The sequence below is a fragment of the Dactylosporangium sp. NPDC050688 genome (assembly GCF_040654515.1).
Taxonomy (GTDB): Bacteria; Actinomycetota; Actinomycetes; order Mycobacteriales; family Micromonosporaceae; genus Dactylosporangium.
On the sequence record NZ_JBFAIC010000027.1, the window covers coordinates 97,963 to 120,592 of the forward strand.

The 22,630-nt window shown below is 71.0% G+C and carries 31 protein-coding genes; 23 read left to right on the forward strand and 8 right to left on the reverse strand.

All coding sequences use genetic code 11. The annotated features are described in order from the left end of the window. Positions 1–8: 8 nt before the first annotated feature. The 3 genes from AB0H83_RS25165 to AB0H83_RS25175 form a co-directional block, all read right to left on the reverse strand. Entirely contained in the window at positions 9–1,283 is a 1,275-nt protein-coding gene (locus AB0H83_RS25165; protein WP_360098432.1) for a M28 family peptidase, read from the reverse strand. Then, entirely contained in the window at positions 1,280–1,528 is a 249-nt protein-coding gene (locus AB0H83_RS25170; RefSeq protein ID WP_360098434.1) for a hypothetical protein, read from the reverse strand. The genes AB0H83_RS25165 and AB0H83_RS25170 overlap by 4 nt, the downstream gene beginning before the upstream one ends. A gap of 61 nt (positions 1,529–1,589) precedes the next feature. Beyond that, on the reverse strand, positions 1,590–1,736 hold the full coding sequence (locus AB0H83_RS25175) for a hypothetical protein (protein WP_360098436.1): 147 nt from the start codon (positions 1,734–1,736) through the stop codon (positions 1,590–1,592). 90 nt (positions 1,737–1,826) lie between these two features. On the opposite strand from AB0H83_RS25175, the gene AB0H83_RS25180 reads away from it, so the two are divergent. From AB0H83_RS25180 to AB0H83_RS25250, 15 genes are all read left to right on the forward strand, one after another. Beyond that, positions 1,827–2,207, forward strand: coding sequence for a metalloregulator ArsR/SmtB family transcription factor (locus AB0H83_RS25180; protein ID WP_360098438.1), 381 nt, complete (start codon positions 1,827–1,829; stop codon positions 2,205–2,207). Positions 2,208–2,342: 135 nt separating this feature from the next. Continuing rightward, complete coding sequence (locus AB0H83_RS25185; protein ID WP_360098440.1) at positions 2,343–2,936, forward strand: GNAT family N-acetyltransferase; 594 nt, start codon at positions 2,343–2,345, stop codon at positions 2,934–2,936. Between the two features lie 161 nt (positions 2,937–3,097). After that, positions 3,098–3,817: a helix-turn-helix domain-containing protein gene (locus AB0H83_RS25190; protein WP_360098442.1), complete on the forward strand. Its 720-nt coding sequence runs from the start codon at positions 3,098–3,100 to the stop codon at positions 3,815–3,817. Further along, entirely contained in the window at positions 3,810–4,472 is a 663-nt protein-coding gene (locus AB0H83_RS25195) for an arsenate reductase ArsC (protein WP_360098444.1), read from the forward strand. Before AB0H83_RS25190 ends, AB0H83_RS25195 begins: the two co-directional genes overlap by 8 nt. A gap of 69 nt (positions 4,473–4,541) precedes the next feature. Beyond that, complete coding sequence (locus AB0H83_RS25200) at positions 4,542–5,306, forward strand: MIP/aquaporin family protein (protein WP_360098445.1); 765 nt, start codon at positions 4,542–4,544, stop codon at positions 5,304–5,306. A gap of 60 nt (positions 5,307–5,366) precedes the next feature. Further along, positions 5,367–5,777 (forward strand): arsenate reductase ArsC, encoded by a 411-nt coding sequence (locus AB0H83_RS25205; RefSeq protein WP_360098447.1) that lies wholly within the window; start codon positions 5,367–5,369, stop codon positions 5,775–5,777. Between the two features lie 78 nt (positions 5,778–5,855). Continuing rightward, positions 5,856–7,223 (forward strand): FAD-dependent oxidoreductase, encoded by a 1,368-nt coding sequence (locus tag AB0H83_RS25210; RefSeq protein ID WP_360098449.1) that lies wholly within the window; start codon positions 5,856–5,858, stop codon positions 7,221–7,223. Between the two features lie 126 nt (positions 7,224–7,349). After that, positions 7,350–7,697, forward strand: a complete 348-nt coding sequence (locus tag AB0H83_RS25215) for a hypothetical protein (protein ID WP_360098451.1) — start codon at positions 7,350–7,352, stop codon at positions 7,695–7,697. Positions 7,698–7,702: 5 nt separating this feature from the next. Beyond that, entirely contained in the window at positions 7,703–8,581 is an 879-nt protein-coding gene (locus AB0H83_RS25220) for a MerR family transcriptional regulator (RefSeq protein WP_360098512.1), read from the forward strand. Further along, positions 8,562–8,906: a rhodanese-like domain-containing protein gene (locus AB0H83_RS25225; protein WP_360098453.1), complete on the forward strand. Its 345-nt coding sequence runs from the start codon at positions 8,562–8,564 to the stop codon at positions 8,904–8,906. The genes AB0H83_RS25220 and AB0H83_RS25225 overlap by 20 nt, the downstream gene beginning before the upstream one ends. Continuing rightward, positions 8,906–9,355 (forward strand): MerR family transcriptional regulator, encoded by a 450-nt coding sequence (locus AB0H83_RS25230; protein WP_360098514.1) that lies wholly within the window; start codon positions 8,906–8,908, stop codon positions 9,353–9,355. Before AB0H83_RS25225 ends, AB0H83_RS25230 begins: the two co-directional genes overlap by 1 nt. Continuing rightward, on the forward strand, positions 9,352–9,687 hold the full coding sequence (locus AB0H83_RS25235) for a hypothetical protein (protein ID WP_360098454.1): 336 nt from the start codon (positions 9,352–9,354) through the stop codon (positions 9,685–9,687). Before AB0H83_RS25230 ends, AB0H83_RS25235 begins: the two co-directional genes overlap by 4 nt. Before the next feature lie 67 nt (positions 9,688–9,754). Then, a complete protein-coding gene (locus AB0H83_RS25240; RefSeq protein ID WP_360098456.1) occupies positions 9,755–10,087 on the forward strand; it encodes a YnfA family protein in 333 nt (110 codons plus the stop codon). Positions 10,088–10,426: 339 nt separating this feature from the next. Then, a complete protein-coding gene (locus AB0H83_RS25245; protein WP_360098458.1) occupies positions 10,427–10,603 on the forward strand; it encodes a hypothetical protein in 177 nt (58 codons plus the stop codon). 424 nt (positions 10,604–11,027) lie between these two features. Beyond that, on the forward strand, positions 11,028–11,324 hold the full coding sequence (locus AB0H83_RS25250) for a hypothetical protein (RefSeq protein WP_360098460.1): 297 nt from the start codon (positions 11,028–11,030) through the stop codon (positions 11,322–11,324). Between the two features lie 20 nt (positions 11,325–11,344). Here the strand turns inward: AB0H83_RS25250 and AB0H83_RS25255 are convergent, their stop codons facing one another. Then, positions 11,345–12,175, reverse strand: a complete 831-nt coding sequence (locus tag AB0H83_RS25255; RefSeq protein ID WP_360098462.1) for a hypothetical protein — start codon at positions 12,173–12,175, stop codon at positions 11,345–11,347. Positions 12,176–12,418: 243 nt separating this feature from the next. Between AB0H83_RS25255 and def the strand changes: the two genes are divergently transcribed. Both def and tsaD read left to right on the forward strand, forming a co-directional pair. Further along, positions 12,419–12,940, forward strand: coding sequence for a peptide deformylase (gene def / locus AB0H83_RS25260; RefSeq protein ID WP_360098464.1), 522 nt, complete (start codon positions 12,419–12,421; stop codon positions 12,938–12,940). 3 nt (positions 12,941–12,943) lie between these two features. Then, positions 12,944–13,984 carry a tRNA (adenosine(37)-N6)-threonylcarbamoyltransferase complex transferase subunit TsaD gene (tsaD, locus tag AB0H83_RS25265; RefSeq protein WP_360098466.1) on the forward strand — a complete coding sequence of 347 codons (1,041 nt, stop codon included), beginning with the start codon at positions 12,944–12,946 and terminating at the stop codon, positions 13,982–13,984. On the opposite strand, the gene AB0H83_RS25270 is transcribed toward tsaD, so the two are convergent. Beyond that, a complete protein-coding gene (locus AB0H83_RS25270; RefSeq protein ID WP_360098468.1) occupies positions 13,937–14,515 on the reverse strand; it encodes a GNAT family N-acetyltransferase in 579 nt (192 codons plus the stop codon). The two genes, tsaD and AB0H83_RS25270, sit on opposite strands and share 48 nt — an antisense overlap. After that, a complete protein-coding gene (locus AB0H83_RS25275) occupies positions 14,512–14,961 on the reverse strand; it encodes a Fur family transcriptional regulator (RefSeq protein WP_360098470.1) in 450 nt (149 codons plus the stop codon). The genes AB0H83_RS25270 and AB0H83_RS25275 overlap by 4 nt, the downstream gene beginning before the upstream one ends. An 82-nt stretch (positions 14,962–15,043) precedes the next feature. On the opposite strand from AB0H83_RS25275, the gene AB0H83_RS25280 reads away from it, so the two are divergent. The 4 genes from AB0H83_RS25280 (at position 15,044) to AB0H83_RS25295 (ending at position 17,952) form a co-directional block, all read left to right on the forward strand. After that, a complete protein-coding gene (locus AB0H83_RS25280; RefSeq protein ID WP_360098472.1) occupies positions 15,044–15,655 on the forward strand; it encodes a superoxide dismutase in 612 nt (203 codons plus the stop codon). Then, positions 15,652–15,915, forward strand: a complete 264-nt coding sequence (locus AB0H83_RS25285; protein WP_360098474.1) for a superoxide dismutase — start codon at positions 15,652–15,654, stop codon at positions 15,913–15,915. The genes AB0H83_RS25280 and AB0H83_RS25285 overlap by 4 nt, the downstream gene beginning before the upstream one ends. 99 nt (positions 15,916–16,014) lie before the next feature. Beyond that, positions 16,015–16,470, forward strand: coding sequence for a transcriptional repressor (locus AB0H83_RS25290; RefSeq protein WP_360098476.1), 456 nt, complete (start codon positions 16,015–16,017; stop codon positions 16,468–16,470). Positions 16,471–16,803: 333 nt separating this feature from the next. After that, positions 16,804–17,952 carry a HoxN/HupN/NixA family nickel/cobalt transporter gene (locus AB0H83_RS25295; RefSeq protein ID WP_360098478.1) on the forward strand — a complete coding sequence of 383 codons (1,149 nt, stop codon included), beginning with the start codon at positions 16,804–16,806 and terminating at the stop codon, positions 17,950–17,952. Positions 17,953–18,143: 191 nt separating this feature from the next. On the opposite strand, the gene AB0H83_RS25300 is transcribed toward AB0H83_RS25295, so the two are convergent. Further along, positions 18,144–19,394 carry a hypothetical protein gene (locus AB0H83_RS25300; RefSeq protein ID WP_360098480.1) on the reverse strand — a complete coding sequence of 417 codons (1,251 nt, stop codon included), beginning with the start codon at positions 19,392–19,394 and terminating at the stop codon, positions 18,144–18,146. A gap of 110 nt (positions 19,395–19,504) precedes the next feature. Here AB0H83_RS25300 and AB0H83_RS25305 point away from each other — a divergent pair, with 110 nt between their 5' ends. Next, positions 19,505–20,050: a hypothetical protein gene (locus AB0H83_RS25305; protein WP_360098482.1), complete on the forward strand. Its 546-nt coding sequence runs from the start codon at positions 19,505–19,507 to the stop codon at positions 20,048–20,050. 372 nt (positions 20,051–20,422) lie between these two features. Beyond that, positions 20,423–21,010 (forward strand): hypothetical protein, encoded by a 588-nt coding sequence (locus AB0H83_RS25310; protein ID WP_360098484.1) that lies wholly within the window; start codon positions 20,423–20,425, stop codon positions 21,008–21,010. Here AB0H83_RS25310 and AB0H83_RS25315 read toward each other — a convergent pair. Then, positions 21,007–22,578, reverse strand: a complete 1,572-nt coding sequence (locus AB0H83_RS25315; protein WP_360098486.1) for a tyrosine-type recombinase/integrase — start codon at positions 22,576–22,578, stop codon at positions 21,007–21,009. The two genes, AB0H83_RS25310 and AB0H83_RS25315, sit on opposite strands and share 4 nt — an antisense overlap. Positions 22,579–22,630 lie beyond the last annotated feature (52 nt).

The window sequence follows — 22,630 nt, forward strand, 5'->3', positions numbered from 1 at the left end:
CACCAACTTCATCGTTTATCGCCGATCAACGATTGAAGTGTAGCCGGGTCGACTGTTACGAGCCATCCCGTGGCGGTGACGAGCCGGGCGACGGCGGTCAGGGTGGCGGTTTCCACCCGGTCCGGGGTGTCTGCGGGGCTGTGGTAGCCGGCCATCCCGGCGCCGACCCCGACCGCCGGAAGGCCCACGGCCCCGTAGCGGCGGTTGTCCGAGGCGACCGGCCCGGCGACCAGGGGCAGACCGGTATGCCGGCCGGCCTGATCGAGTGCCGCGAGGAGCGCGTGGGCGGGGCCGCCGCCCTCGACGGCGGCGGCCTGGTGCAGGTTCCCGGCGCCGTCGACGTTGATCACCAGCGGCGTGGCGCCGGCCTGGCGCAGTTGTTCCGCGTGGTGCGCGGAGCCGAGCGCGCCGGCTTCCTCGGCGTCGAGCAGCGCGACCGACAGCCGCGCGATCCCGGGAAGGTGCCGGGCGAGGACGCGGGCGGCCTCCAGGACGACGGCGACGCCGCTGCCATTGTCGGCTGCCGCGGGCTGGCGCAGGCCAGGGTGGTCGCCGACACCGTCGTAGTGCGCGGTCAGCAGCACCTCCACACCCTCGTCTGCGGAGGTGTCGGCCGGCCAGGTGCCGTGCACGTTGGTGGCCGGGACGTCGAGCCGCCGGATCGGTGTGTTCCCGGCCAGCCAACCGCTGCCGGCCGCCGCCGCGGTATGCAGCGTGGTGTGGGTGGTGGTGTCGAGGGTGAGGATCGGCAGTGGGCCGGGGTTCGGGCCGGCGAGCATCGTGTAGTGCCAGCCGTCGGCGTCCACACCCCGGCCGAACAGTAGTCCGGCGGCGCCGTGGGCGTGGCCGTAGGCGTCGAACAGCGTCATCCCGGTCGGCACGACCAGCCATCGGCCGCCGGGATCGCCGGCACCGGCGACCGCCAGGTCGCCACGGCGGGTGAGGGGCTGGTCGGCGGAGGCGAGGTGGACCGCGACGTCCCGGCCGAAGGAGAGACGTCGGATGGTGCGGCCGTCGTGCCAGTGCACGTCCGGGGTGGTGTAGACCTCGGGGACGAACCGGACCGCGAACGGCTCCAGGGTCACGGTCGCGCCGAGGTCGGCGAGGTGCTGGGCGAGCCAGGCGCAGGCCGCGGCGCCGCCGGCCGACCCGACCCGGCGACCGGCGAACGGCACGCCGGCGAGGATGGCGACTGTGGCGGCCATCCGCTCGCCGGACACCTCGTCGAGCAGGTGCGCGAGAGCAGCCACGGTCGTGGCCGGACGGCTGGCGGCGGTGCTCATCCGCAGCAGCCCGTGCCGGAGGCGACCGCCTCAGCCTTCGCCGACGTCCCGCAGCAGGCGCCCGCCTCGGTCGCCTCGGCTATGGTGCCGCAACACGGCGACGCACCGGCCACCGCGGACTGGTCGGGGTCGGGCAGGGTGAGGGTCGTCGTGGGCGGGTTGCCGCAGCAGCCACTGGTGCCGGCCACGTCGAGGGCTGCGGCTGGGTCGCCGGTGAAACCGCCCCGGGTCTGGATGCCGGTCATGGTCATGCTCTCCTTCAACGATCGATGGGTGAAACGGCTGTGGATCAGATTGGGTGCCGGGCTAGCGGGGACCGGTCAGGGCGGCGAGGTCGGCACGGGTGCGTTCGACGCGGCGCTGCGCGCGGTCGGCGGCGGTGCTGACCTCGGCGCAGCTGTCGCAGAACTGGACGCCGGCCGGCGGGCTCGAGCGGCGGGGGAAGCGGAACATGACGGTCTCCTCATCGTGCGCCACGGACTGTCTTGACGTCTGTCGAATCAAACGGTTGCACGCTGATTCGAGATCTGTCAACCTAGAGGCATGTCAAAACAAGCGGCGGTGCTCACCCTCACCGACCTCAACGCGGACACCCCGTGCTGCCCGCCGATCGCGCAGCACCGCATCCCCGCCGAGACCGCCGCCGTGCTCGCCCCAGCATTCAAGGCCCTCGGCGACCCGGTCCGGCTGCAGCTGATGTCGATGATCGCCTCGGCACCCGACGGGGAGATCTGCGTCTGCGACCTCACCCCGGCGTTCGAACTGTCCGGGCCGACGATCTCCCACCACCTCAAGACCCTGCGCGAGGCCGGCCTCGTGGACTCCGACCGGCGCGGGACCTGGGTCTACTACCGAGCGCGGCCCGGCATCATGCGCCAGCTCGCCGCCCTGCTCACCGTCGACGTCGCAGCAACGGTCGGCTGACGCGAACCGGCCCGCCGGTTCCACCATGCGCCGCTCGGCATTCGCGTGCCGCCGGCACCGATGGCAGCAGCGCGAACTGCAGGTCATTCCGCGGATTCCGCCTCGCCGCCTCCGCGGGATCTTTACGATCCCGGCGTGATCACCCACGCAACCACTGACGCGGAGCGTCGAGAGGTGCAGGCCCTGTTCGAGTCGGTGTTCTCCGACATCGACGAGTTCGCGGTCCCGCCGACAAGTTCGGACCACATGTACGCGCCGCTGGTGCTGCGCTACCACGACCCCGACACCAGCGCGCTGGCCGGCGCGGCACTCGCGTGCCGGGCCCAGGTCGCCGCCACCGCCATGCTGGCCGGCGGGCGACTGCCCGGCAACCGTGACTACCGCACCGTCCTGGATAAGCACCGCGAGCTCGATCTGATGTGCGTCGCACCCGCGTTCCGTGACCGGGGCATCGGCGGCGCGCTGCTCACCGCCATGCGCGAGGAACTGGCCGCGCAGGGCGTCCGCGTGTGGTTCGGCAACGCCATCGACGGCTACGACCTCGACGGGCTGCGCCGCTTCTACACCCGCCACGGCTTCACCGTCCTGGCCGACGGCGAGCCGCTGCCGCCGCTGCTCGGCAAGGACTGGACGATGCCCACCGTCGTCGCGCCGGCCCCGAGGTTCTACTTCTACCAGCGCCTCACCGGCTCGGCCGGGCAAGCGCTGGAGTCGCATCCCGCCGCCTGATTGCCGCCGGGCCGCGTCGGTGCCGAATGTCGGCGTCAACGCGGCCCGACGTGGCCTGTGAACACCTGCCACCAAGGTCCAGCCACACCGGCACCTTTGGCGGACGGCGGCTCCAACTGTTCATTTGACGCAGCCGATAACGCTCACTCATCATTGAGTCAATGAACGCTGAGCTTTCTTTGGTACAGCGGCGCGCCCGTATCCACGCCGCCCTCGGTGACCCGGCACGCCTGGCCATCGTGGACACGCTCACCCTCAGCGACGCCTCACCCGGCGAGATCGCCCGCAGCCTCAACCTGCCCACCAACCTCGTCGCCCACCACGTCAACGTCCTCGACGAGGCCGGACTGCTCGTCCGGACCCGGTCCGAAGGCGACCGGCGCCGCACCTACCTGCGCCTAGAGCCGAACGCCCTCGCCTTGCTTGCCGCGCCGGTCCTGATCGACGTGACGCGGGTGGTGTTCGTGTGTACGCACAACTCCGCCCGCTCCCAGCTCGCCGCGGCGCTGTGGACGCACCGGGCCACGATTCCCGCCGCATCGGCCGGCACGCAGCCCGCCGCTCGGGTCAACCCCCGCGCCGTGACCGTGGCCCGCCGCCACGGACTGCTGATCAACGCGACCGGCACCGCCCACGTCGCCGACATCGTCCACGACACCGACCTCGTCGTCGCCGTCTGCGACAACGCCCACGAAGACCTCACCCAGGGTGTCCGGCCGCGTCTGCACTGGTCGGTGCCGGCGCCTGCGGACACCGACGCCGCGTTCGAGGCCACCTTCGCCGACCTCGCCGCCCGCATCGACCGCCTCGCACCAGCCCTGCACCCCGCGGCCGGGCCGACGCCCGCACCCGCCCAGCGCACCGGAGCACCTCATGACTGACGCGATCGTCTACTACCACCAGGACCTGTCCGTCGACCAGCAGCTCGCACTGCGCACCGCCGCGGTCCGCCTCGCCCGCGAGTTCGACGGCACCTACGGCGCCGAGACCATCGAACGGTTCCTGCACACCAGCTACGACCAGTTCGCCAACCTGAGCAGCGTGCCGAACTTCCTGCCGCTGCTCGCCGAACGCTTCGCCCGCCAACGCCTCCAAGCCCTCGCCCGCGTCGAAGGCAAACACCGCGACGGCAAACCCGTCGTGCTGTTCCTGTGCACCCACAACGCCGGCCGGTCCCAGATCGCCCTCGGCTGGTTCACCCACCTCACCGGCGACCGCGCCGTGGCCTGGTCCGGCGGCTCCGAACCCGGCACCGAGGTCAACCCCGCCGCAGTCGCGGCGATGGCCGAACGCGGCATCGACATCACCGACGAGTACCCGAAGCCATGGACCGACGAGGTCGTCCGCGCCGCCGACGTCGTGGTCACCATGGGCTGCGGCGACGCCTGCCCCGTCTTCCCCAGCACCCGCTACGAGAACTGGGACCTCGACGACCCGGCCGGCTGGGACCTCGACGGCGTCCGTCCCCTGCGCGACGAGATCGAACGCCGCGTCCGGCGCCTCATCGACCAGCTCGACGTCCCCGCCACCGCATAGACACCTCACCGGACCGTGCCCACATCGCTCGACCCGTCTCATCCGTCCGCAGAGCAGGAGCAGCACCCGATGACTCACCCAGCACCGTGGCGACGGTTCCTCGCCGAATTCGTCGGCACCGCGCTGCTCGTCACCGCCGTCGTCGGCTCCGGCATCATGGCCACCACGCTCTCCCCGAACGACGTCGGGCTACAGCTGCTGGAGAACTCCGTCGCCACAGCGTTCGCGCTCGCCGCGCTGATCCTCACCTTCGGGCCGGTCTCCGGCGCGCACTTCAACCCGGTCGTGTCCGCCGCGGACTGGTTCCTCGGCCGCCGCACCCGCACCGGGCTGACCCTGCGCGACCTCGGCGGGTACATCCTCGCGCAGACCGCTGGCGCGATCGGCGGGTCGATCCTGGCCAACCTGATGTTTGACCTGTCCGCGGTCGACTTCTCCGGCAAGGAACGGTCTGCCGGGCACCTGTGGCTTGGTGAGGTCGTCGCCACCACCGGGCTGATTCTGCTCATCTTCGCTCTGGCCCGCTCCGGCCGCGCCACCGTGGCACCGGCCGCGGTCGGTGCGTACATCGGCGCCGCGTACTGGTTCACGTCCTCCACCAGCTTCGCCATCCCTGCCGTCACGATCGGCCGGGCGTTCACCGACACCTTCGCCGGGATTGCACCCGGCTCGGTGCCCGGGTTCGTCGTCGCGCAGATCGTCGGGCTGCTCATCGGGGTCGGGCTGCTGCTGGCGCTGTACCCGGACGCCGGCCGCAACGCCGACGAGGTCGTCGTCGCGCACCCGAGCGACCGGCCCGCACGCACCGGCAAGCGCAGCGTCCGCGCTTCCTGAGCTCCATCGCAGCGACCTCACCAACGCACGTGCCGATCAAACCCGGAGGAACCGAAGCACATGAGTGACAAGCCCAGCGTCCTGTTCGTCTGCGTGCACAACGCCGGACGCTCCCAGATGGCCGCCGGCTGGCTGCGCCACCTCGCCGGCGACACCGTCGAGGTCCGCTCCGCCGGCAGCGAACCCGCGACGCAGATCAACCCTGCCGCCGTCGAGGCGATGCGGGAGGTCGGCATCGACATCACCGCCAACACCCCACGCAAACTCGACTACGAGACCGCCGAATCCTCCGACGTGCTCATCACCATGGGCTGCGGCGACGTCTGCCCCGTGTTCCCCGGCAAGCGGTACCTGGACTGGAAGCTCGACGACCCGGCCGGGCAGGGCATCGACGCCGTCCGCCCGATCCGCGACGCCATCCGCGCCCGGGTCGAACAGCTGCTCACCGAGCTGCCCGTCAAGACCGGCTGACGCGACCGGGCCGACAGCTCCGCCGCCGGTTGGTCAGGCCGGCGGCGGCCCACTTTGTACACCACTGGATGGTTGTTCATGCGCCTGCTCGTCATCGGCGGCAGCGACGCCGGGATCAGCGCCGGCCTCCGCGCCCGTGAGCTCGACCCCACCGCCGACGTCACCCTCTTCGTCGCCGACACCTATCCGAACTACAGCATCTGTGGCATCCCGTACCACGTCTTTGGCGACGTCCTCGACTGGCACAACCTCGCCCACCGCACCACCACCGACCTCGAAACCGCCGGCCTGCAGCTGCGGCTCGGCCACCGCGCTGTGACGATCGACCCCGACGCGCACACCGTCACCGCGACCACGCCCGACGGCGCCCCGGCGACGTTCGACTACGACCGGCTCGTCATCGGCACCGGCGCTGTCCCAGCCCGTCCACCGATCGAAGGACTGGACCAGCTCGGTGCCGGCGACGGGGTGCACGTGCTGCACACGATGGGCGACACCTTCGCCCTGCTCCGCTCCATCGAGCAGCGCCACGCCACCAGCGCGGTCATCGTCGGCGCCGGATACATCGGCCTGGAGATGGCCGAGGCCCTCACCACCCGCGGCCTGCACGTCACCCTCCTGGAACAGCTCGACCAGGTCATGCCCACCATCGGCCCCGAACTCGCCCACCCACTCGCCGAACACCTCCGCGAGCGCGGCGTCACCGTGCACCACGGCACCAAGGTCCACGCCATCAGCGCCGCCGATGGCGGCCTGACGGTCGGCACCGACACCGGAGAGCACCACGGCGACGTCGTCCTCGTCGTCACCGGTGTACGACCCGACGTGCGACTCGCCGCCGACGCCGGCGCCACCCTCGGTGTGCGTGGCGCGATCGCGGTCGACCGGACGATGCGGACCAACCTGCCCGACATCTACGCCGCCGGCGACTGTGTGCACACCTACCACCGGCTTCTCGACCGCAACGTGTACCTGCCCTTGGGCAGCACCGCCCACAAGCAGGGCCGCGTCGCCGGCGCCAACGCCCTCGGCGGCGACGCCGTGTTCGCCGGATCGCTCGGCACCCAGGCGGTCAAGGTCTTCGACCTCGTCGCCGCCGGCACCGGCCTGCGTGACCGCACCGCCCGCGACGCCGGGTTCGACCCGGTCACCATCGCCAGCACCGCCGACGACCACAAGGCGTACTACCCCGGTGCCACCCCGATCCAGATCCGGGTCACCGGTGATCGGAGCACCGGCCGGCTCCTCGGCGCGCAACTGCTCGGTCACCACGGCGCCGAGATCGCCAAACGCGTCGACACCTACGCCACCGCCATCAGCTACGGCGCCACCGTCGCCGACATCACCGATCTCGACCTCTCCTACACACCGCCACTGGGCAGCCCATGGGACGCCGTCCAGATCGCCGCGACGAAGTGGAATCGGCAGGTCCTGGAACGCCCCTGACTGGCGGGTCCGCGGAGTTCGGCGACAAGGTGGAGCGCTGGGCTTGCATCCGGTACCCGGGTACAGGCTTACCGTCGAGTGGACGGCGTCGCTGCGGCGCCGGAACACCTGCTCAAGGAGCCTGTGATGTCGTTCGTGGTGCCCGACGCCTGCACGCTGCCGACCGTCGACCGGCCGCTACGGCTGGCCGAGTTCGACGACTTGTTCGCTACCGCCGTCCGGCAGGTTGAGCCGATCGGACCGACCCACGCCCGGATGCGGCTGACCGGCTCGGCCGGCCTCGAAGCGACCGTGCGTGACCTGACCGCCCGAGAGACCGAGTGCTGCTCGTTCTTCACCTTCACCGTCACCCCGCAGCCGGCCACCGACGGTGAGACGTTGACCCTCGACGTCGAGGTGCCCGCGCAGTATGCCGACGTGCTCGCGTCGTTGGCGCAGCGGGCGAGTGCTGTCTCGGCCGGGACGACGCCGTGACCACGATGCTGCTGGACCTGTCGGGCCTGGCCGGTCGGGCCGGTGTCCCCACCGAGCGGGTGCGGCACTACGCCGAGGTCGGCCTGCTCCCGCCGGCGCGCCGCGACGGCGGCCGTCTCGGCTACCCGTCGGCAACCGCCGACACGGTGCGGCTGCTGGTCGGGGCGGAGCGTCTCGGCATCGGCGGCGACGACCTGACCGGACTCGCTACCGCCTGGCACGCCGGGCGCTGCGACGAGGCCCACCGGCGGCTGAGCGATGCCGTCGATGCCCGGCTCGGGACCGTCCAGGACGACCTGGCGCAGCGGCTCGGACGCGCCGCCGCGCACGGCCCCGGCACACCCGGATGGGCCACGGAGACGCGGGCCGGCGTCACCCTCTCCGAGGACGCCGCCCGGCTGCAGGCCGCCGCAGCCGCACTGGCCGCCGCGCCGCACGCTGGTGCGTGCGACGAGTCCTGCACCTGCGCCTCGGCGGTCGCCGCTGCCGGGGACGTGTACCGGTTCCCGACCGACCCGGCCAGCACCGAGGCGGCGTTGGCGTGCGACCTCGCCGCGGACGGCGGCGACGCACACGACCGGATCGGTGTCTGGCAGCAGGTCTTCACCCACGTCCGGGGCCGCGAACCGCTCGCCGACACCGAAACCGGGGTGGCGTTGCGGTTCCCGCTGGACGCCGACCTCGCCGCGACCCTGGCCCGGCTCGCCGCGGCGGAGTACCGGTGCTGCTCCTTCGGCAGCTACACCCTCGTCATCGACCACACCGGCCTGCGCCTGGAGGTCCGCATGCCCGCCGACGCCGCCGGGATGCTCGCCGCCGTCGTCGGCCTGCCCGACCCGCCCGCACCGACCATGGAGGTTTCCGGTGCAGCGGATCAACCGTGACGACCTGCGTGCCCTCCTCGAGACCGGCGCCGTCACCCTCGTCGAGGCGCTGCCGGAGCCGCACTACGACGCCGAGCACCTGCCCGGCGCGGTGAACCTGCCCGGCGAACTCACCGCCGACCTCGCTGCTGCCCTCGCCCCGGACCGGGCACGGACCGTCGTCACGTACTGTTCCGGGCCGTCGTGCGGCCGGTCCAAGGTCGCCGCCGCGGCGTTCACCCGGCTCGGCTACCCAGACGTGCGGGTCTACGACGGCGGCAAGGCCGACTGGGCCGACGCCGGCCTGCCCTTCCACGGCACCCGCGCGGCACCGAGGGCGGCGTGATGCTCTCCCCGGACCGGGCCGGGCTGCGCACCGGGGAAGTCGCCGAACAGGCCGGCGTCAACATCCAGACCCTGCGCTACTACGAACGCCGCGGCCTGCTCGCCGAACCCGTCCGCACCAACGGCGGGCACCGGCTCTACCCACCCGACACCGTCGCCCTGCTCACCGTCATCAAGACCGCGCAACGGCTCGGGTTCACCCTCGACGAGGTCGCCGACCTCCTCGAAGCCGGACGGCGCCGGCACCCGACCCCGGACCTGCGGCAACGCGCCGTCGACAAGATCGCCGAGATCGACGCGCGGATCGCCGACCTCACCGCCATCCGCGGCGCGCTCACCGAGGTCGTCGACGCCCGCTGCGACAGCCTCACCAACTGCACCTGCACCGACTGCCCGATCCCGTTCCTCACCATCGGCACCGCCGAACACCCAGACGGAGACCCCACATGAGCCTGCCCCTCACCCCCGTCACCCCGGACCGGCACCACCACGACGACCCGCCGAACATCGACAACACGCCACCGACCCGAAGCAAGGTCACCGGCGCCCTCGCCGCCCTCGCCTGCGCCGCCTGCTGCGCCATCCCGCTGCTCATCGCCGCCGGCGTACTCACCGGCGCCGGCGCGGCCATCCTCGAACAGACGCTCCTCGCGGTCGCCGCCGGCCTCGTCGTGCTCGCGCTGGGCATGTGGTGGCTGCACCGGCGCCGCAACGCCCACCGCGCCCCCGCAGCCGGTGGCGGGGCCAGCTGCGGATGCGGTGGCGGAGGATGCGGCTGCTGAACCGGACCCGTGCCGCGGCGGCGCACCCCGACGGTGCCGCGGCACGCCGGTGTGCTGCCATCACGTCATGACGATCATCCGATCCATCCTGCTGTTCCTGCTCGCCGCGGTCGCCGAGATCGGCGGCGCCTGGCTCATCTGGCAAGGCGTCCGCGAACACAAGGGCCTGCTGTGGATCGGCGCCGGCATCGCCGCGCTCGGCGCCTACGGCTTCGTCGCGACGCTCCAGCCGGATGCCAACTTCGGCCGCATCCTCGCCGCCTACGGCGGCGTCTTCGTCGCCGGATCGCTGGGCTGGGCCATGGCCTTCGACAAGTTCCGACCCGACCGCTACGACATCGCCGGCGCGGTCATCTGCCTCATCGGCGTCGCCGTCATCATGTACGCCCCACGCACCTGAACCCGCCACCACCCACGAGACCTCGGCCGTGGCGGCGGCGACACCCGCACACCGCCCGCACCCGGACGAGGACTCCATGACCGTCACCGAACGCGCACCCACCACCGAACGCGCACCCACACTCAGCGCACTACTGCTCACCGGCTCGACCGCGCTCTTCGCGATCGGCGCCCTCTGGGAACACCGCACCAACGGCGAACAGACCGAACCCGTCACCGACGAGACCGGAGAAGCCGGCGACAGTCCCTCATCGAACTCCTCGAATCACCCGCCGTCATCGCCGTCGCCGTCATCGTCGGGCTCCTGCTCGCCGTCGCCGTCTGACGCCGGCCGGGCATCGTGTCGCTCCTCGCCCTCGCCGCCTTCACCATCGGCGCCGCCGTCTTCGACACCCTCGAAACGGCGCACCACCTCGATGACGGCCACACCACGCTGACCGCCCTCGCCGCGCTGGTCACCGTGACCCGCCTCGGCGCCGCCGGCACCGCATTGGCCGCACTCGCCAGACGCTGCTGACCGCCAAGCGACCCGGCGACCGCGATGCGTGTCGAACGCGTTCGGACGTTCGGCAACCGGCGAGCACACGGGGCCGCACTTCAACACTCCATCAGTACATCGCTTCCTGTATTCAGGATCGCCGGCGCCGGCCTCACGGCGATGGTGCCCAACGCCGTCGGCATCCCCGCCACCGTCGTGCTCATCACGGCCGTCGAGGTCCAGGAGTCGGCTGTGCGCGGTCGCACCGTCAACGTTGCGCCGACGATCGGCCCCAACCGGGCGGCGCCGCATCGCGAACGTACGTCCAACCTGTCGGCCGAATCGTGGAGGCGTTCACGCTTTACTGGCGATGCTGTTTCGCGCTGTAATGGCGCAGATGCGGGCGCTCTTGGAAGGTGATGTCACCAACCGGGGACGGTAAATCGCCCAGCACGGCCTCGCCATGATGTTCGGCGGGCTGGCGACGTTGTGGGAGTCGCAGGCGCTGCCGGCGCCCGACGCCCTGGTCAATCTCATCGGCATCACTCGCGCCGGCCTGCTGGTCCAGCTTCGGACACCCGCGTCGTCGACCGAACTGGCCGCCCGCCTCGGTGTCATCACCACTGCCGTCAACCAGCGCCTTCGGCCGCTGCACGCGGGCGGACTGCTGGTGCGGGCACGGCATGGCCGTTGCGTGCTGTACCGCCGCTCCGATCTCGGCGAACGGTTCGCCGACCCGTCAGCATCGGCCGCGGACTGATGGCGGTATCCCCTGGCGAGTCACCCTGTTTGTGTGTCGGGGGATTCGGAGGCGAGGCGCCAGCGGATCCAATGGGTGCTGTGGCCGACGGCGGCGGCCAGGCGGGTCAGGGTCCAGTCGTCGGTGTACCGGTCACGGAGCCAGGCGCGGAGGTCTGTGGTGCCGACCCGCTGGGCGGCGGCCTCGTCGGCGCTCGCGGCCCGGGATCGTTTGCCGGCGGTGGTGTTGTGGCCGGTCGCTCGGATCTGGACGCCCGCGGTGTCGAGGGCGGTGCGGAGCCGTTGCCGGCCGAGGCCGGTGGTCCGGGCGAGTTCCTCGACGCTGGCGCCGTCGGTGTAGGCGGTCCGGAGGTAATCGTCGAGGGTGTTGAAGCCGAGTGCGGTGAGGCGGTCGGTCAGGTCGCGCTGGCGGTGGGCGGCGATGGTCTTCCGGCCGGCTTGGAGCGCGGCGCGGCGCCGGGCGACGCGCTGTGGCGGGTCGGGTGCCTGCAGCGCTGTGCGGGACCGGGCGCTGAGTTCGCCGCTGGCGAGCATGGCCGCGGTGGTGGCGAGGCGTTCCCGGACGTGCTCGTTGCGCTGGTAGGCGAGGTGCTGGCGGTCCGCGATCGCCTGGGACAGGTGGGCTGCGGTCAGGGGTTCGGTGACGCAGAGGCCCATCGTGGTGCGGTAGGTGGCGGCGGTGTGGACGTGGGAGCCGAGGGACACGTACCAGTTGCCGCAGAGGTGGCAGCAGAGCCGGCCGGTGGCCTCGTCGATGGTCAGGTCGCCGGGTGGGGCGTGCAGGCAGGTGCCGTCGGGGAGTTGCCACAGGTGGTGGTGGTCGCCGCGGTCAGGTCCGGGGTGCGATTTCACGGTGCCTCCTGCGGCGGTTCACCTGTGATGGGGTTCGAGGCGGTGATCCGTTCGGATGGGTCGCCGGATTGTGACGAGGGTGGCTGGTAGAGCCGATGACGCCGCTGGCAGCGCCGAGCCGGTCCCAGCCCCGTCGTTTATGGAAGGTGGTGGCTCGCGGGGCGGTGGTGGTGCGCAGCTCCACGGTCTGCACCCATCGGAGCCTATCTGCAAACTAGTTGCAACTACATATAGGGTGCAACAATGGCGATCACCCGGGGCAGCGCCCGACCGATCACGTTCTACGGCCAGCCGGTCCTGCACCGCCGTTGCGCCGACGTCACCGTCTTCGACCAGGCCCTGGCTGATCTGGTCGGAGACATGTTCGCCTCGATGTACGCTGCGGAAGGCGTCGGTCTCGCCGCCAATCAGATCGGTGTGGACCTGCGGGTGTTCGTCTACGACTGCCCCGGCGACGGCGGCATCCGGCACGTCGGGCACGTCGTCAACCCGGTCCTGCAGGTCGCGTCCGCGCTCGCCGGCACCATCACCGACACCGAGGGCTGCCTGTCCGTGCCGGGACCACGCGCGGAGGTACCTCGCGCGGCGCTCACCACGGTGACCGGGTTCGACGTCACCGGGGCACCGGTCACGGTGACCGGCAGCGGCTACTTCGCCCGCTGCCTGCAGCACGAATCCGACCACCTCGACGGGACCGTCTACGTCGACCGGCTCCCCGCCGAGCAGCGCGAGCAGCTGCTGCGCGAAGCCGGCCTCACGGTCTGAGCGATGCCGCTGGTTCTAGGCATCGAGACGTCCTGCGACGACACCGGCGCCGGTCTCGTCCGCGACGGTGTGCTCCTCGGCGACGCCCTCGCATCGAGCATGGACGAACACGCCCGGTTCGGTGGTGTCGTGCCCGAGATCGCTGCCCGCGCCCACCTGCAGGCGTTGCGGCCGATGGTCGAGCACGCCTTGGACCGGGCCGGTGTGGCGCTGTGCGACGTGGACGCCGTCGCGGTGACCGCCGGTCCCGGTCTGGCGACCGCGGTGCAGATCGGGCTCGCCGCGGGCAAGGCATACGCGCTGGCGCTCGGGGTGCCGCTGTACGGGGTGCATCACCTCGCCGGGCACGCCGCCGTCGACACCCTCGAACACGGGCCGCTGCCACCGTCGTGTGTGGCGCTGGTCGTCTCCGGCGGGCACACGTCGCTGCTGCTGCTCGGCGACCTCGCCCGCGACCCGATCACCCACCTCGGTGACACCGTCGACGACGCGGCTGGGGAGGCGTTCGACAAGGTCGTCCGGCTGCTCGGCCTGCCGTACCCGGGCGGTCCTGCCATCGACCGTGCCGCCCGCGACGGCGACCCGGTTGCGATCCGGTTCCCGCGCCCGCTCACCGGTCCCGGCGATGCGCGGTACGGGTTCTCGTTCTCCGGCCTGAAGACGGCAGTGGCCCGGTGGGTCGAACGCCACGACGGGCCGGTGCCGGTGCCGGACGTGGCCGCGTCGTTCCAGGAGGCGGTCGCCGACACCCTGTCCCGCAAGGCCGTCGCCGCGTGCCGCGACCACAGCGTCGACACGCTGCTCATGGTCGGCGGGGTCGCCGCCAACAGCCGGGTCCGGGCGCTGACAGCACAGCGGTGCGCGGCCGCGGGTATCACGCTTCGAGTGCCCGGCCCGCGGTTGTGCACCGACAACGGGGCCATGATCGCCGCCGCCGGTGACCTGCTGGTCCGCGCCGGTGTGGCGCCGGACCGGCTCGATCTGGCCGCGGACCCGTCAGCCGTCCTGCGTGGCGCGCTGCTGCACGGCCCGCGCGGGCGGTGAATGCCTCGCCCAGGTGAACAGCAGCATCGGCTCCCCGCCGGCCGTGAACGCTGCCGCCTGCTGCCAGCCGCACCGCCGGTAGAAGGTGGGTGCGCCGCCGTCGCGGTGCGTGACCAGCCACGCCGCCGGGGCGTCCACGACGTACGCGGACAGCAGCCGGGCGGCGATCCCGCGGCGCCGGTGGGAGGTGGCCACCATCAGCTCGGCGACGACCAGCGACGGCGCCATAAGCAGCGCCCGCGCATGCGGTGGCGTCGCGTCGGCGACGGCCTGGTCGAACGCGGTCTGCCGGGGCAGCGCGGCCGGTGCGGGCCAGCCGTAGACCGCGCCGACCAGCGCAGCACCGTCGTGGGCGAGGAGTCCGCGGGCGCCCGGGTGCGACGTCTGCCGCAGCAGCTGCGCGGGAAAGTCGGCGAGTTGCTCCTCCGGCTCGGACCACGGCGGCCCGGCGAAGCAGTCTCGGTACAACTCCTGCAACAGCGCGGTGCGCGCGTGCAGCGCGGCCGGGTCGGCCGGCCGGAGGGTGGTCATGCCGGCGTCGGGCAGGCGCCGGTGCACCGGCCGTAGACCACCACGCCACCGGCGCGGCCGTCCTCGTCGACGCTGACCGTGCCGTCGGCGTTGACCGCCCGGACGAGCGCTTCCGCCAGGTCGTGGTGCAGTTGGCGGACCTTGCCGCATTGGTTGCAGACCGTGTGGTGGTGCGCCTGGTCGGCCATGCCGTAGGTGGTGGTGCCGTTGACCGGCACGGTGTGCACCACGCCGGCGTCGGCGAGCGCGGACAGTACCCGGTGCACCGTGGACGGGTCGATCTGCACATCGTCCGCGGTCAGCCGCGCCGAGATCTCGGATGCACTCAGGTGGGTCGCCTTCGTCAGGGTGTCCAGGACCGCGCGGCGGGGTGCGGTCGTCCTGCCGCCACGGCCGCGCATCGTGGCGAGCGCGGCCGAAACGCGATCTTCTGGGGTCTTTGTCACCTGCCAGGTCCACCCTTCCACCGTTCTTATTGCAAGATGATGGCAGAAGCAACCTCATGGCATCATCCTGAGAGGATCGCGCATGGCTGTCTACACGCTGCCCGACATGCCCTACGACTACGGCGCCCTGGAGCCGGCGATGTCCGGACAGATCCTGGAGCTGCACCACTCCAAGCACCACGCCGCGTATGTGAAGGGCTCCAACGACGCCCTCGACCAGCTCGCCGAACTGCGCGAGAAGGGTGACTTCGCCGCGCTGGTCGGGCTGGAGAAGACCCTGGCGTTCAACCTGTCCGGGCACGTCCTGCACTCGATCTTCTGGAACAACCTGTCCCCGGACGGCGGTGACCGCCCCGACGGTGAGCTCGCCGCCGCGATCGACGAGCACTTCGGCTCGTTCGAGGGTTTCTCCGGTCAGCTGTCCACCGCCACCAAGGGCGTGCAGGGCTCCGGCTGGGGCGTCCTCGCGTGGGAACCCCTGGGTAAGCGGCTGCTGATCGAGCAGGTGTACGACCATCACGGCAACGTCGGGCAGGGCACCACGCCGCTGCTCGTCTTCGACGCCTGGGAGCACGCCTACTACCTGCAGTACAAGAACGTCCGCCCGGACTACGTCGACCAGCTGTGGGGCCTGGTCAACTGGGCCGACGTCACCGCCCGCTTCACCGCCGCCACCGCGGCACCTTCGGTGTGACTGGCGCCGCCCGTGCGGGCGGCGCCGAGATCGTCCAACGCGCCGCCGGGGTCATCGTCGCGAAGCACCGCGGTGACCTCGCCGGCGCCGAGGCGCTGCTCGGCGCGTTCACCAGCGAGACCGAGAAGGCCGGCGCGTTCTACCTCCTCGCCGAGGTCGCGCTCGGGCTCGTCCGCGCGCAGAGCGGGCAGAGCATGGACGAACTCGTTCGCGAGCTCAACCTGCTCCTGGAACGGGCACTCGCCGGTCCGCCGGACTGACGCACCACAGACTGGATACCTGCGGGCTGGGTATCCAGCAGGCTGGACACCCTGCCGCGTCCGACGTTGCGGCGGGGTGTCCGCTAGGTTTGACCCGCGATGGAAGCCGCCGAACCGACCGACCGCGCGAGCCGTGCCTGGCACCGGATGATCACCGCCGGTGCCCGCCGCACCCTGGCCCGGGTCATGGTCATCGACGTCCTCGCCGGCACGGCCGGGCACCTGTCGATCGGCACGATCCACCATGCCATCGCCGCGATCCGCCCCGAAGTCAACCTGTCGACCGTCCACCGGACCATCGCGTTCCTGGTCGGGCTCGGCGTCGCACATGTGCTGCAGCGGCCGGGTGAGGCGCTGTACGGGCTCAACGAACGCCCACACATCCACGCCGTCTGCGAAACGTGCGGCACGCACACCGAGATCCCCACGGACGCCCTCGCACCGGCCATGACCGCAGCGCAGAAGGCCGTGCAGCACGAGGTCGACTTCGAGGTCGGCACCGCCGGGCTGGCGCTGTTCGGCCGCTGCCGGAAGTGCGCTGCGCAACACCCCTGATCCCGTAGGACCGATCGGCGGCACAATCAGCGAAGGTGGCGGCGCCCAGTTCAGGCTGAGGACCATCGCGCTGGGCGCCGCCGCGCCTGATCGCACCCTGCGCGACCACGGCGTTCACGACCACCTACCCGGGCGACGCTTCCCCCTGGCCGCACCCTGCAGGTCATCTACTGCCAGTCTCCGGTATTTGCCAACAGGTTGCAACAGTGCCCTCCTGCAAACGATTTGCTATCGCCATCTGATTGCAGGGGTACATCGAGCGGGGTAGCTTGCGCTTGACCATGTCCCTCGCGTGGTCCTTGCGTCATCGCTCGCGTGGAAGAAGGCCCCCTCATGGCCAGTTCCGAGATGTCCGTCGACGCCTCCGGATTCACCCGGTTCCGCCGCAGCCTCACCCGCGGGGACTGGCGGTCCCTCGCCGGGATGACCGGGTTCATCCTGCTGCTGCACGTCGTCGGGTTTGGTGTCCTGTTCGGCCTGGTGGTGCCGAAACACTTCCACCTCGGCGGCGACCACCCCGTCTTCACCGTCGGCGTCGGCCTGCTCGCCTACACCTTCGGCCTGCGGCACGCCTTCGACGCCGACCACATCGCCGCCGTCGACAACACCACCCGCAAGCTCATGGCCGACAACACCGGACGCAAGCCGCTCTCTGTGGGTTTCTGGTTCTCCCTCGGCCACTCCACCATCGTGTTCGCGCTGGCGTTCCTGCTGTCCGTCGGCGTGAAGACCCTCGCCGGTCAGGTCGAGAACGACGACTCCAGCCTGCACTCCATCACCGGCGTCATCGGCGCGTCGGTCTCCGGCGTCTTCCTGTGGATCCTCGGCATCCTCAACCTCGTCGTCCTGCTCGGCATCATCAAGGTCTTCCGGCAGATGCGCAGCGGCGCCTACGACGAACAGCAACTCGAGGACCAGCTCAACAAGCGCGGGTTCATGAACCGGTTCCTCGGCGGCCTCACCAAGTCCGTCCGCAAGCCGTGGCACATCTACCCGATCGGGGTCCTGCTCGGGCTCGGCTTCGACACCGCCACCGAGGTCGGCCTCCTCGTCCTGGCCGGTGGCGCCGCCGCGTTCAACCTGCCGTTCTACTCGATCCTCGTCCTGCCGATCCTCTTCGCCGCCGGCATGTGCCTCATGGACACCATCGACGGCGTCTTCATGAACGCCGCCTACGGCTGGGCCTTCGCCAAACCCGTCCGCAAGGTCTTCTACAACATCACCATCACCTCGATCTCCGTCGCCGTCGCCCTCATCATCGGCACCGTCGAACTCATCGGCGTCCTCGCCGACCAGGCCGGCATCACCACCGGACCCGTCGCCGCCATCGCGAGCATCCCCCTCGACTACGCCGGCTACGGCATCGTCGCCCTCTTCGTCATCGCCTGGGCCGCCGCGATCGCCGTCTGGAAGCTCGGCCGGGTCGAACAACGCTGGTCCGCCAACCTTGCTGGCACACGCCAGCCGAAGGGCGCTGAATAGGTGGGTTCGGCGGCGACTGGGGTTCTGAGCCGCTACTGGCCGTTTGGTGTTGTAGACGGCGAACTGGTCCACCACGTGTCCAACCGCCTGTAAGAGGAGCGGCCCGGCCGATGCGACGTTGGATATCCGCACCGACGGCGCCGGGTTCGAACTGGGAACCACGAGCGGACGACGGTGGCGGCAGGGTTCGGTCAGCGGTGATCGAGGCGGGTGGACCAGCGGACGCCGTTGGGGCCGTCGCGAAGGTCGATGCCGGCTGCGGTAAGGGCGTCCCGGACTGCGTCGGCGGTCGGGTAGTCGTGGTTGGCGCGGAGTCGATCGCGAAGTTCCAGCAAAGGCTGCACAAGGGGCTGGAGTTGAGAGGCAGGGTCGGCGACGCCGGTGGTGGCGGCGTGTCCGAGTCGCAGGATCAGGGTCCGCAGGACGGCTCGGGCCTGCTCGGCGCCGTCGTCTTGTTCGGTGTCGGTGCTCCAGTCATGGATGGTGGCTTCCAGGTCGAGGACGGCCTGGGTCATGGCCGGGGCGTCGCGGCGGGCGTGCGCGGCGTTGAATCGTTGTTCGCAGTCGGCGGCGACCTCGGTGACGGTCGCCGGTGCGGTATCCGCCGCCGAGACGGGGGTGGTCCGGGTCGGGATGACCATGGTGACGCTGTGGCCGTGGGCGAGGCCGCGGAGTTCGGTGAGGGTCAGGGTGAGCCCGGCGGGGAGCACGGTACTGGCGCCGTGGCGACGGACGGTCATGGTGCCCCGGCCGACGACCTGGACGGTGTCGGTGGCGGGGTCGATCAGCGCGGCGGTGTGTTCGTCGATGCCCAGGAGGCACGCGTCGTCGGGGAGTTGCTGTTCCATCAGGTGCAGGCGGCGTTCGCCGAGATAGCAGAAGCGGGTGTCGTGGGTGCCGCCCTCGGTGTTGTCGTAGTGGGGGATCACCGCGGCGTGCAGGTCGAGGTGGTACAGCAGGTTGAGGCCGTCGAGCCAGTGCGGTGGTGCGCCGACCTTGTAGATCTCGTACACCGGGACGACCCAGCGGCCGAGGGTGGCTGCGGCGGCGGACGCGAAGACGGTGATGCCGTGGCGTTGCCGGATGCGGTCGTGCAGGGCATGTCCGACCGGCGTGGCAGACCATGACCGCATCGCGTAGGTGGGGCTGCCGGGCCCGGAGAACAACCAGTCGGCGGTCCGGAGCATCGCGAGGCCGTGCTCGGCGTCGTCGGGATCGGCGCCCCGCAGGCCGGGCGCGGTGGTGACGCTCAGGCCGACGCTGCGGTCGAAGTACTGGCAGGCGCGGGAGGAGATGTCGGCGACGTTCTCCTGGAAACCGTATGGCGTTTCCAGCAGCACCGCGGACGCACCGGTGGGGAGCCGGGCGGCCAGGGTGCGGTGGATGCTGACCATGGTCGGGGCGGTCTCGCCTGACCCCATGATCGCTAGCAGTCCGGACATGGGCGTGTCGTCCGGCGCATTAGGGCACCCACCCTCGTCGGGTTGTGACGCGGCCGTGACTCTCCGCGTGGCTTGTTGCCAGGTTATGGCAGTTGCCGCACTATTGCCAGATGGATCTACGGCAGTCACCGGCAGTGCGGCCGGGATCCGACGCTCCGGCGTTGCCGGGTGTCGGCGTCATCGTGGAGACGTTGCTGATCGGTATGCACGGCGGTCGGCTCACCTATCGGGTGGCGGAGCGGATGCTCGGCGACGAGGAACACCCCGATGCCGCTGCCCTGCGTCTCACCGGGTTCGATGACGGCACGGTGGCCGGGCGGGTGTTGCACTCGACGTCGTGGCGGTTCGCCAACGGCCGGATCGTGCTCACCTACGCGGCGCTCCCGGACCCGGATCCGGGCACCGCGTTGGTCTTCACCGCCCCGGAGGTATTGGCGGCGGGCGGCGGTCCGTTGTCGCCGGCGCCCGCGCAGATCGGTGCGGCCGACGTGGTAGCCCATGCTTGCAGGCATCTGGCGTTGCTGTCCCGAACTGATCCGGTGATCGCCGCCGCCGCGGTGTCATACCCGCAACTGTGGGCCTTGCTCGACGCACATCGGCCGGACGTTGCGGGCCTGCTGCACCAACCGGAACTCCTCCACGTCTCGCCGCATTGACCCGTACGACGTCGGTGCTGTGTCGGTGGGTCGGCGGTGGTGGCGACGTGCACGCGTGGCGCCGGGCGGGCGACTGCTGGTCAGCCGCTGCGCGCAAGGGGGTGGCACCGACAGCGCCGGCCCTAGTTGAGCCGGCCTGGAGCGCGACGTCAGTATTGCCGCTGATCCGCTACTACGGCTGTCAGGCCGGCAAGTTCCTGGTGCAGCTGCGTGAGCCGTTGGCGGAGTCGTTGACGGGGTTGGACGCCGCGACCGTGACTAGGTCTTACGGGTCTGCGAGTCAGCCGGATCGCGCTGGGCTGCAGCAGCCATCACATCGAGTGACGGAATCGGTTGCGAACGGCTAGGAGGCTCACGTGGCATGCTGGCCGTATGGGGTTCTTCGACAGTGCACCGTTGGACAAGCCCGAGCCCGAACGAGTCCCCGTTCCGGTGTGGGCGAAGCCCTACGGCGAGTTCCCTGCCGTCATCGGCGACTGCTATGTGCTGGCGCAGAACGACGAAGCCGCGATCGCCGTTCATGGTCTGACCGTGTACTCGACGGGGTTCGAGTTCACGGTCAACGCACTGCTGCGCGATGACGACCGGCGCGGCCGGATCTTCGGTCCGGGCTTCCGTCATCCGCTCCGCCCGGACGAGGCCGTGCCGGACGAGTTCCTCCGGGTGGGCGTGCGCTTCGCCGACGGGGCAGCGATGACGAACCTCCGCGGCCCTGGGTTCCCGCCGTCAGGCGAACCCGTGCGCGGGCCGCTGCTCGTTCCGAACGGCGCCAGCAGCGACGGCCGCCGCTACACGGCGGCGTTCTGGGTCTGGCCGCTGCCGCCGCCGGGACCGGTCACGCTGGTCTGTGAATGGCCCGTGATGCACCTCGCCGAATCCCACGTCGACATCGACGCGCACGCCATCACCGAAGCCGCCGGCCGGTCGACGCCGATCTGGCCCTACGGATCAGAAGGTTAGGGGTTCGAGTCCCTTCGGGCGCGCTTGATCGAAAGGGCCTGAACTGCAGTGATGCGGTTCGGGCCTTTCGTCGTTTCCGTCCCCTGTGGACGGTGGGTGTCACGTGGGTGTGATGTGGGTGCCGTCGGGGAGACGGTCGTTTCGCGGCTGGGCTGGCTGGTGACCTGTGGCTTTCCGGCCGGCTTCCGTTTGGTCGCGGCTGGAGCACCTGTTTTCGGTTTGGCCGGGGCTGGAGCTGCTGTGGTGGGGCGGTCGGGCCGGTTCTTGCGGGCCTTGGTCTTGATCTTCTTGCGGGTGCGGCGGGCGGCGTTGAGGACGAGTTGGGCGGTGGCGTCGGCGCAGCGGCGCTGGATTTGCGGGAGGACGCTGGTGTAGGTGTCGGCGGTGACCACGATGCTGGAGTGCCCGAGTAGGTCCTGCAAGGTTTTCAGGTCGGCGCCGGCTTCGTGGGCGAGGGATGCGGCGCCGTGGCGGAGGTCGTGCAGCCGGACCGGTGGCAGCCCGGCCCGGCGGACGAGGAGCCGGAATCGGGTGGTGGCGTAGTTCGGGTTGATCGGCAGCCCGTCGGGTCGGGTGAACACGTAGCCGGAGTCGGTCCAGGATGTGCCGTTCGCGGCGGCCTCGGCCCGCCGGTCCTGCTGGTAGCGGCGGTGGACCCGCAGGATCTGCACGCTGCGCCGGTCGAGGGCGACCGCTCGACGGCCGGCTGGGGTTTTCGGGTCGCCTTCGACGACCTGGTAGCCGGCGGTGGTGCGGTTGCGTTCGATGGTCAGCACGGCGCGGTCGAGGTCGATGTCGCTCCACCGCAGCCCGCACAGCTCGCCGCGGCGTAGTCCGCGGAGGCCGGCCAGCCAGTAGAAGGCGAACAGCGGGTCGTCGTTGACGCTGCCGAGGAACTCGGCGAGCTGGTCGGCGGTCCACACCGCGACCGCCGGGTGGATCCCGGTCAGCTCCCATGATTCGACGCGGGCTTCGGTCCACACTTTGGCGTGGGGCTGCTGGTAGCCCTTGATCTCGATGTGCCGGGCCGGGTTGCAGTCGAGGACGCCTTCCTTGACCGCGAGGTTGAGGGCGGCGCGCAGGGTGGTGCGCAGGTGATGCATCGCTGAGACGGACTGCGGGCGGCCTTTGGTGTTGCGGGTGTCGGCGATCGCGGCGAACACGGTCCGCAGGACTTGGGCGTCGAGGTCGGCGAGCCGGTACCGGCCGAGGTGGGGGATGAGGACGGTATCGACGTCGCGGCTGTAGTGGAACCGCGTCGTGGGCCGGATACTGGTCCGGGAGTCTAGCCAGTGCCGCAGCCACCGCTCGACCGTCCACCCCGCAGCGGTGCGGTCGGCAGCGGTGCCGGCCAGGAACTCGTCCCGAGCCTGGCGGGCGGCGGTCTGCGACGGGTACCCGCCGCGGCGGGCTCGTTCCCGGCGGCCGAGCAGGTTGGTCGCCGAACAGTGGAAGTACCAGGAGCCGTGCCCGCGCTCGCCGAGCCGGGGACATGACTGCTCGAGCCTTCGCCGGCTGGCGTCGCGACACCCGCACCGTTTGAAGATCACACCGTTGCTCGACCGCATGACCGCCGCCTTCCGCCGCTTCCGTCTGCGGACAGCATGGAGAGGCGGGCGT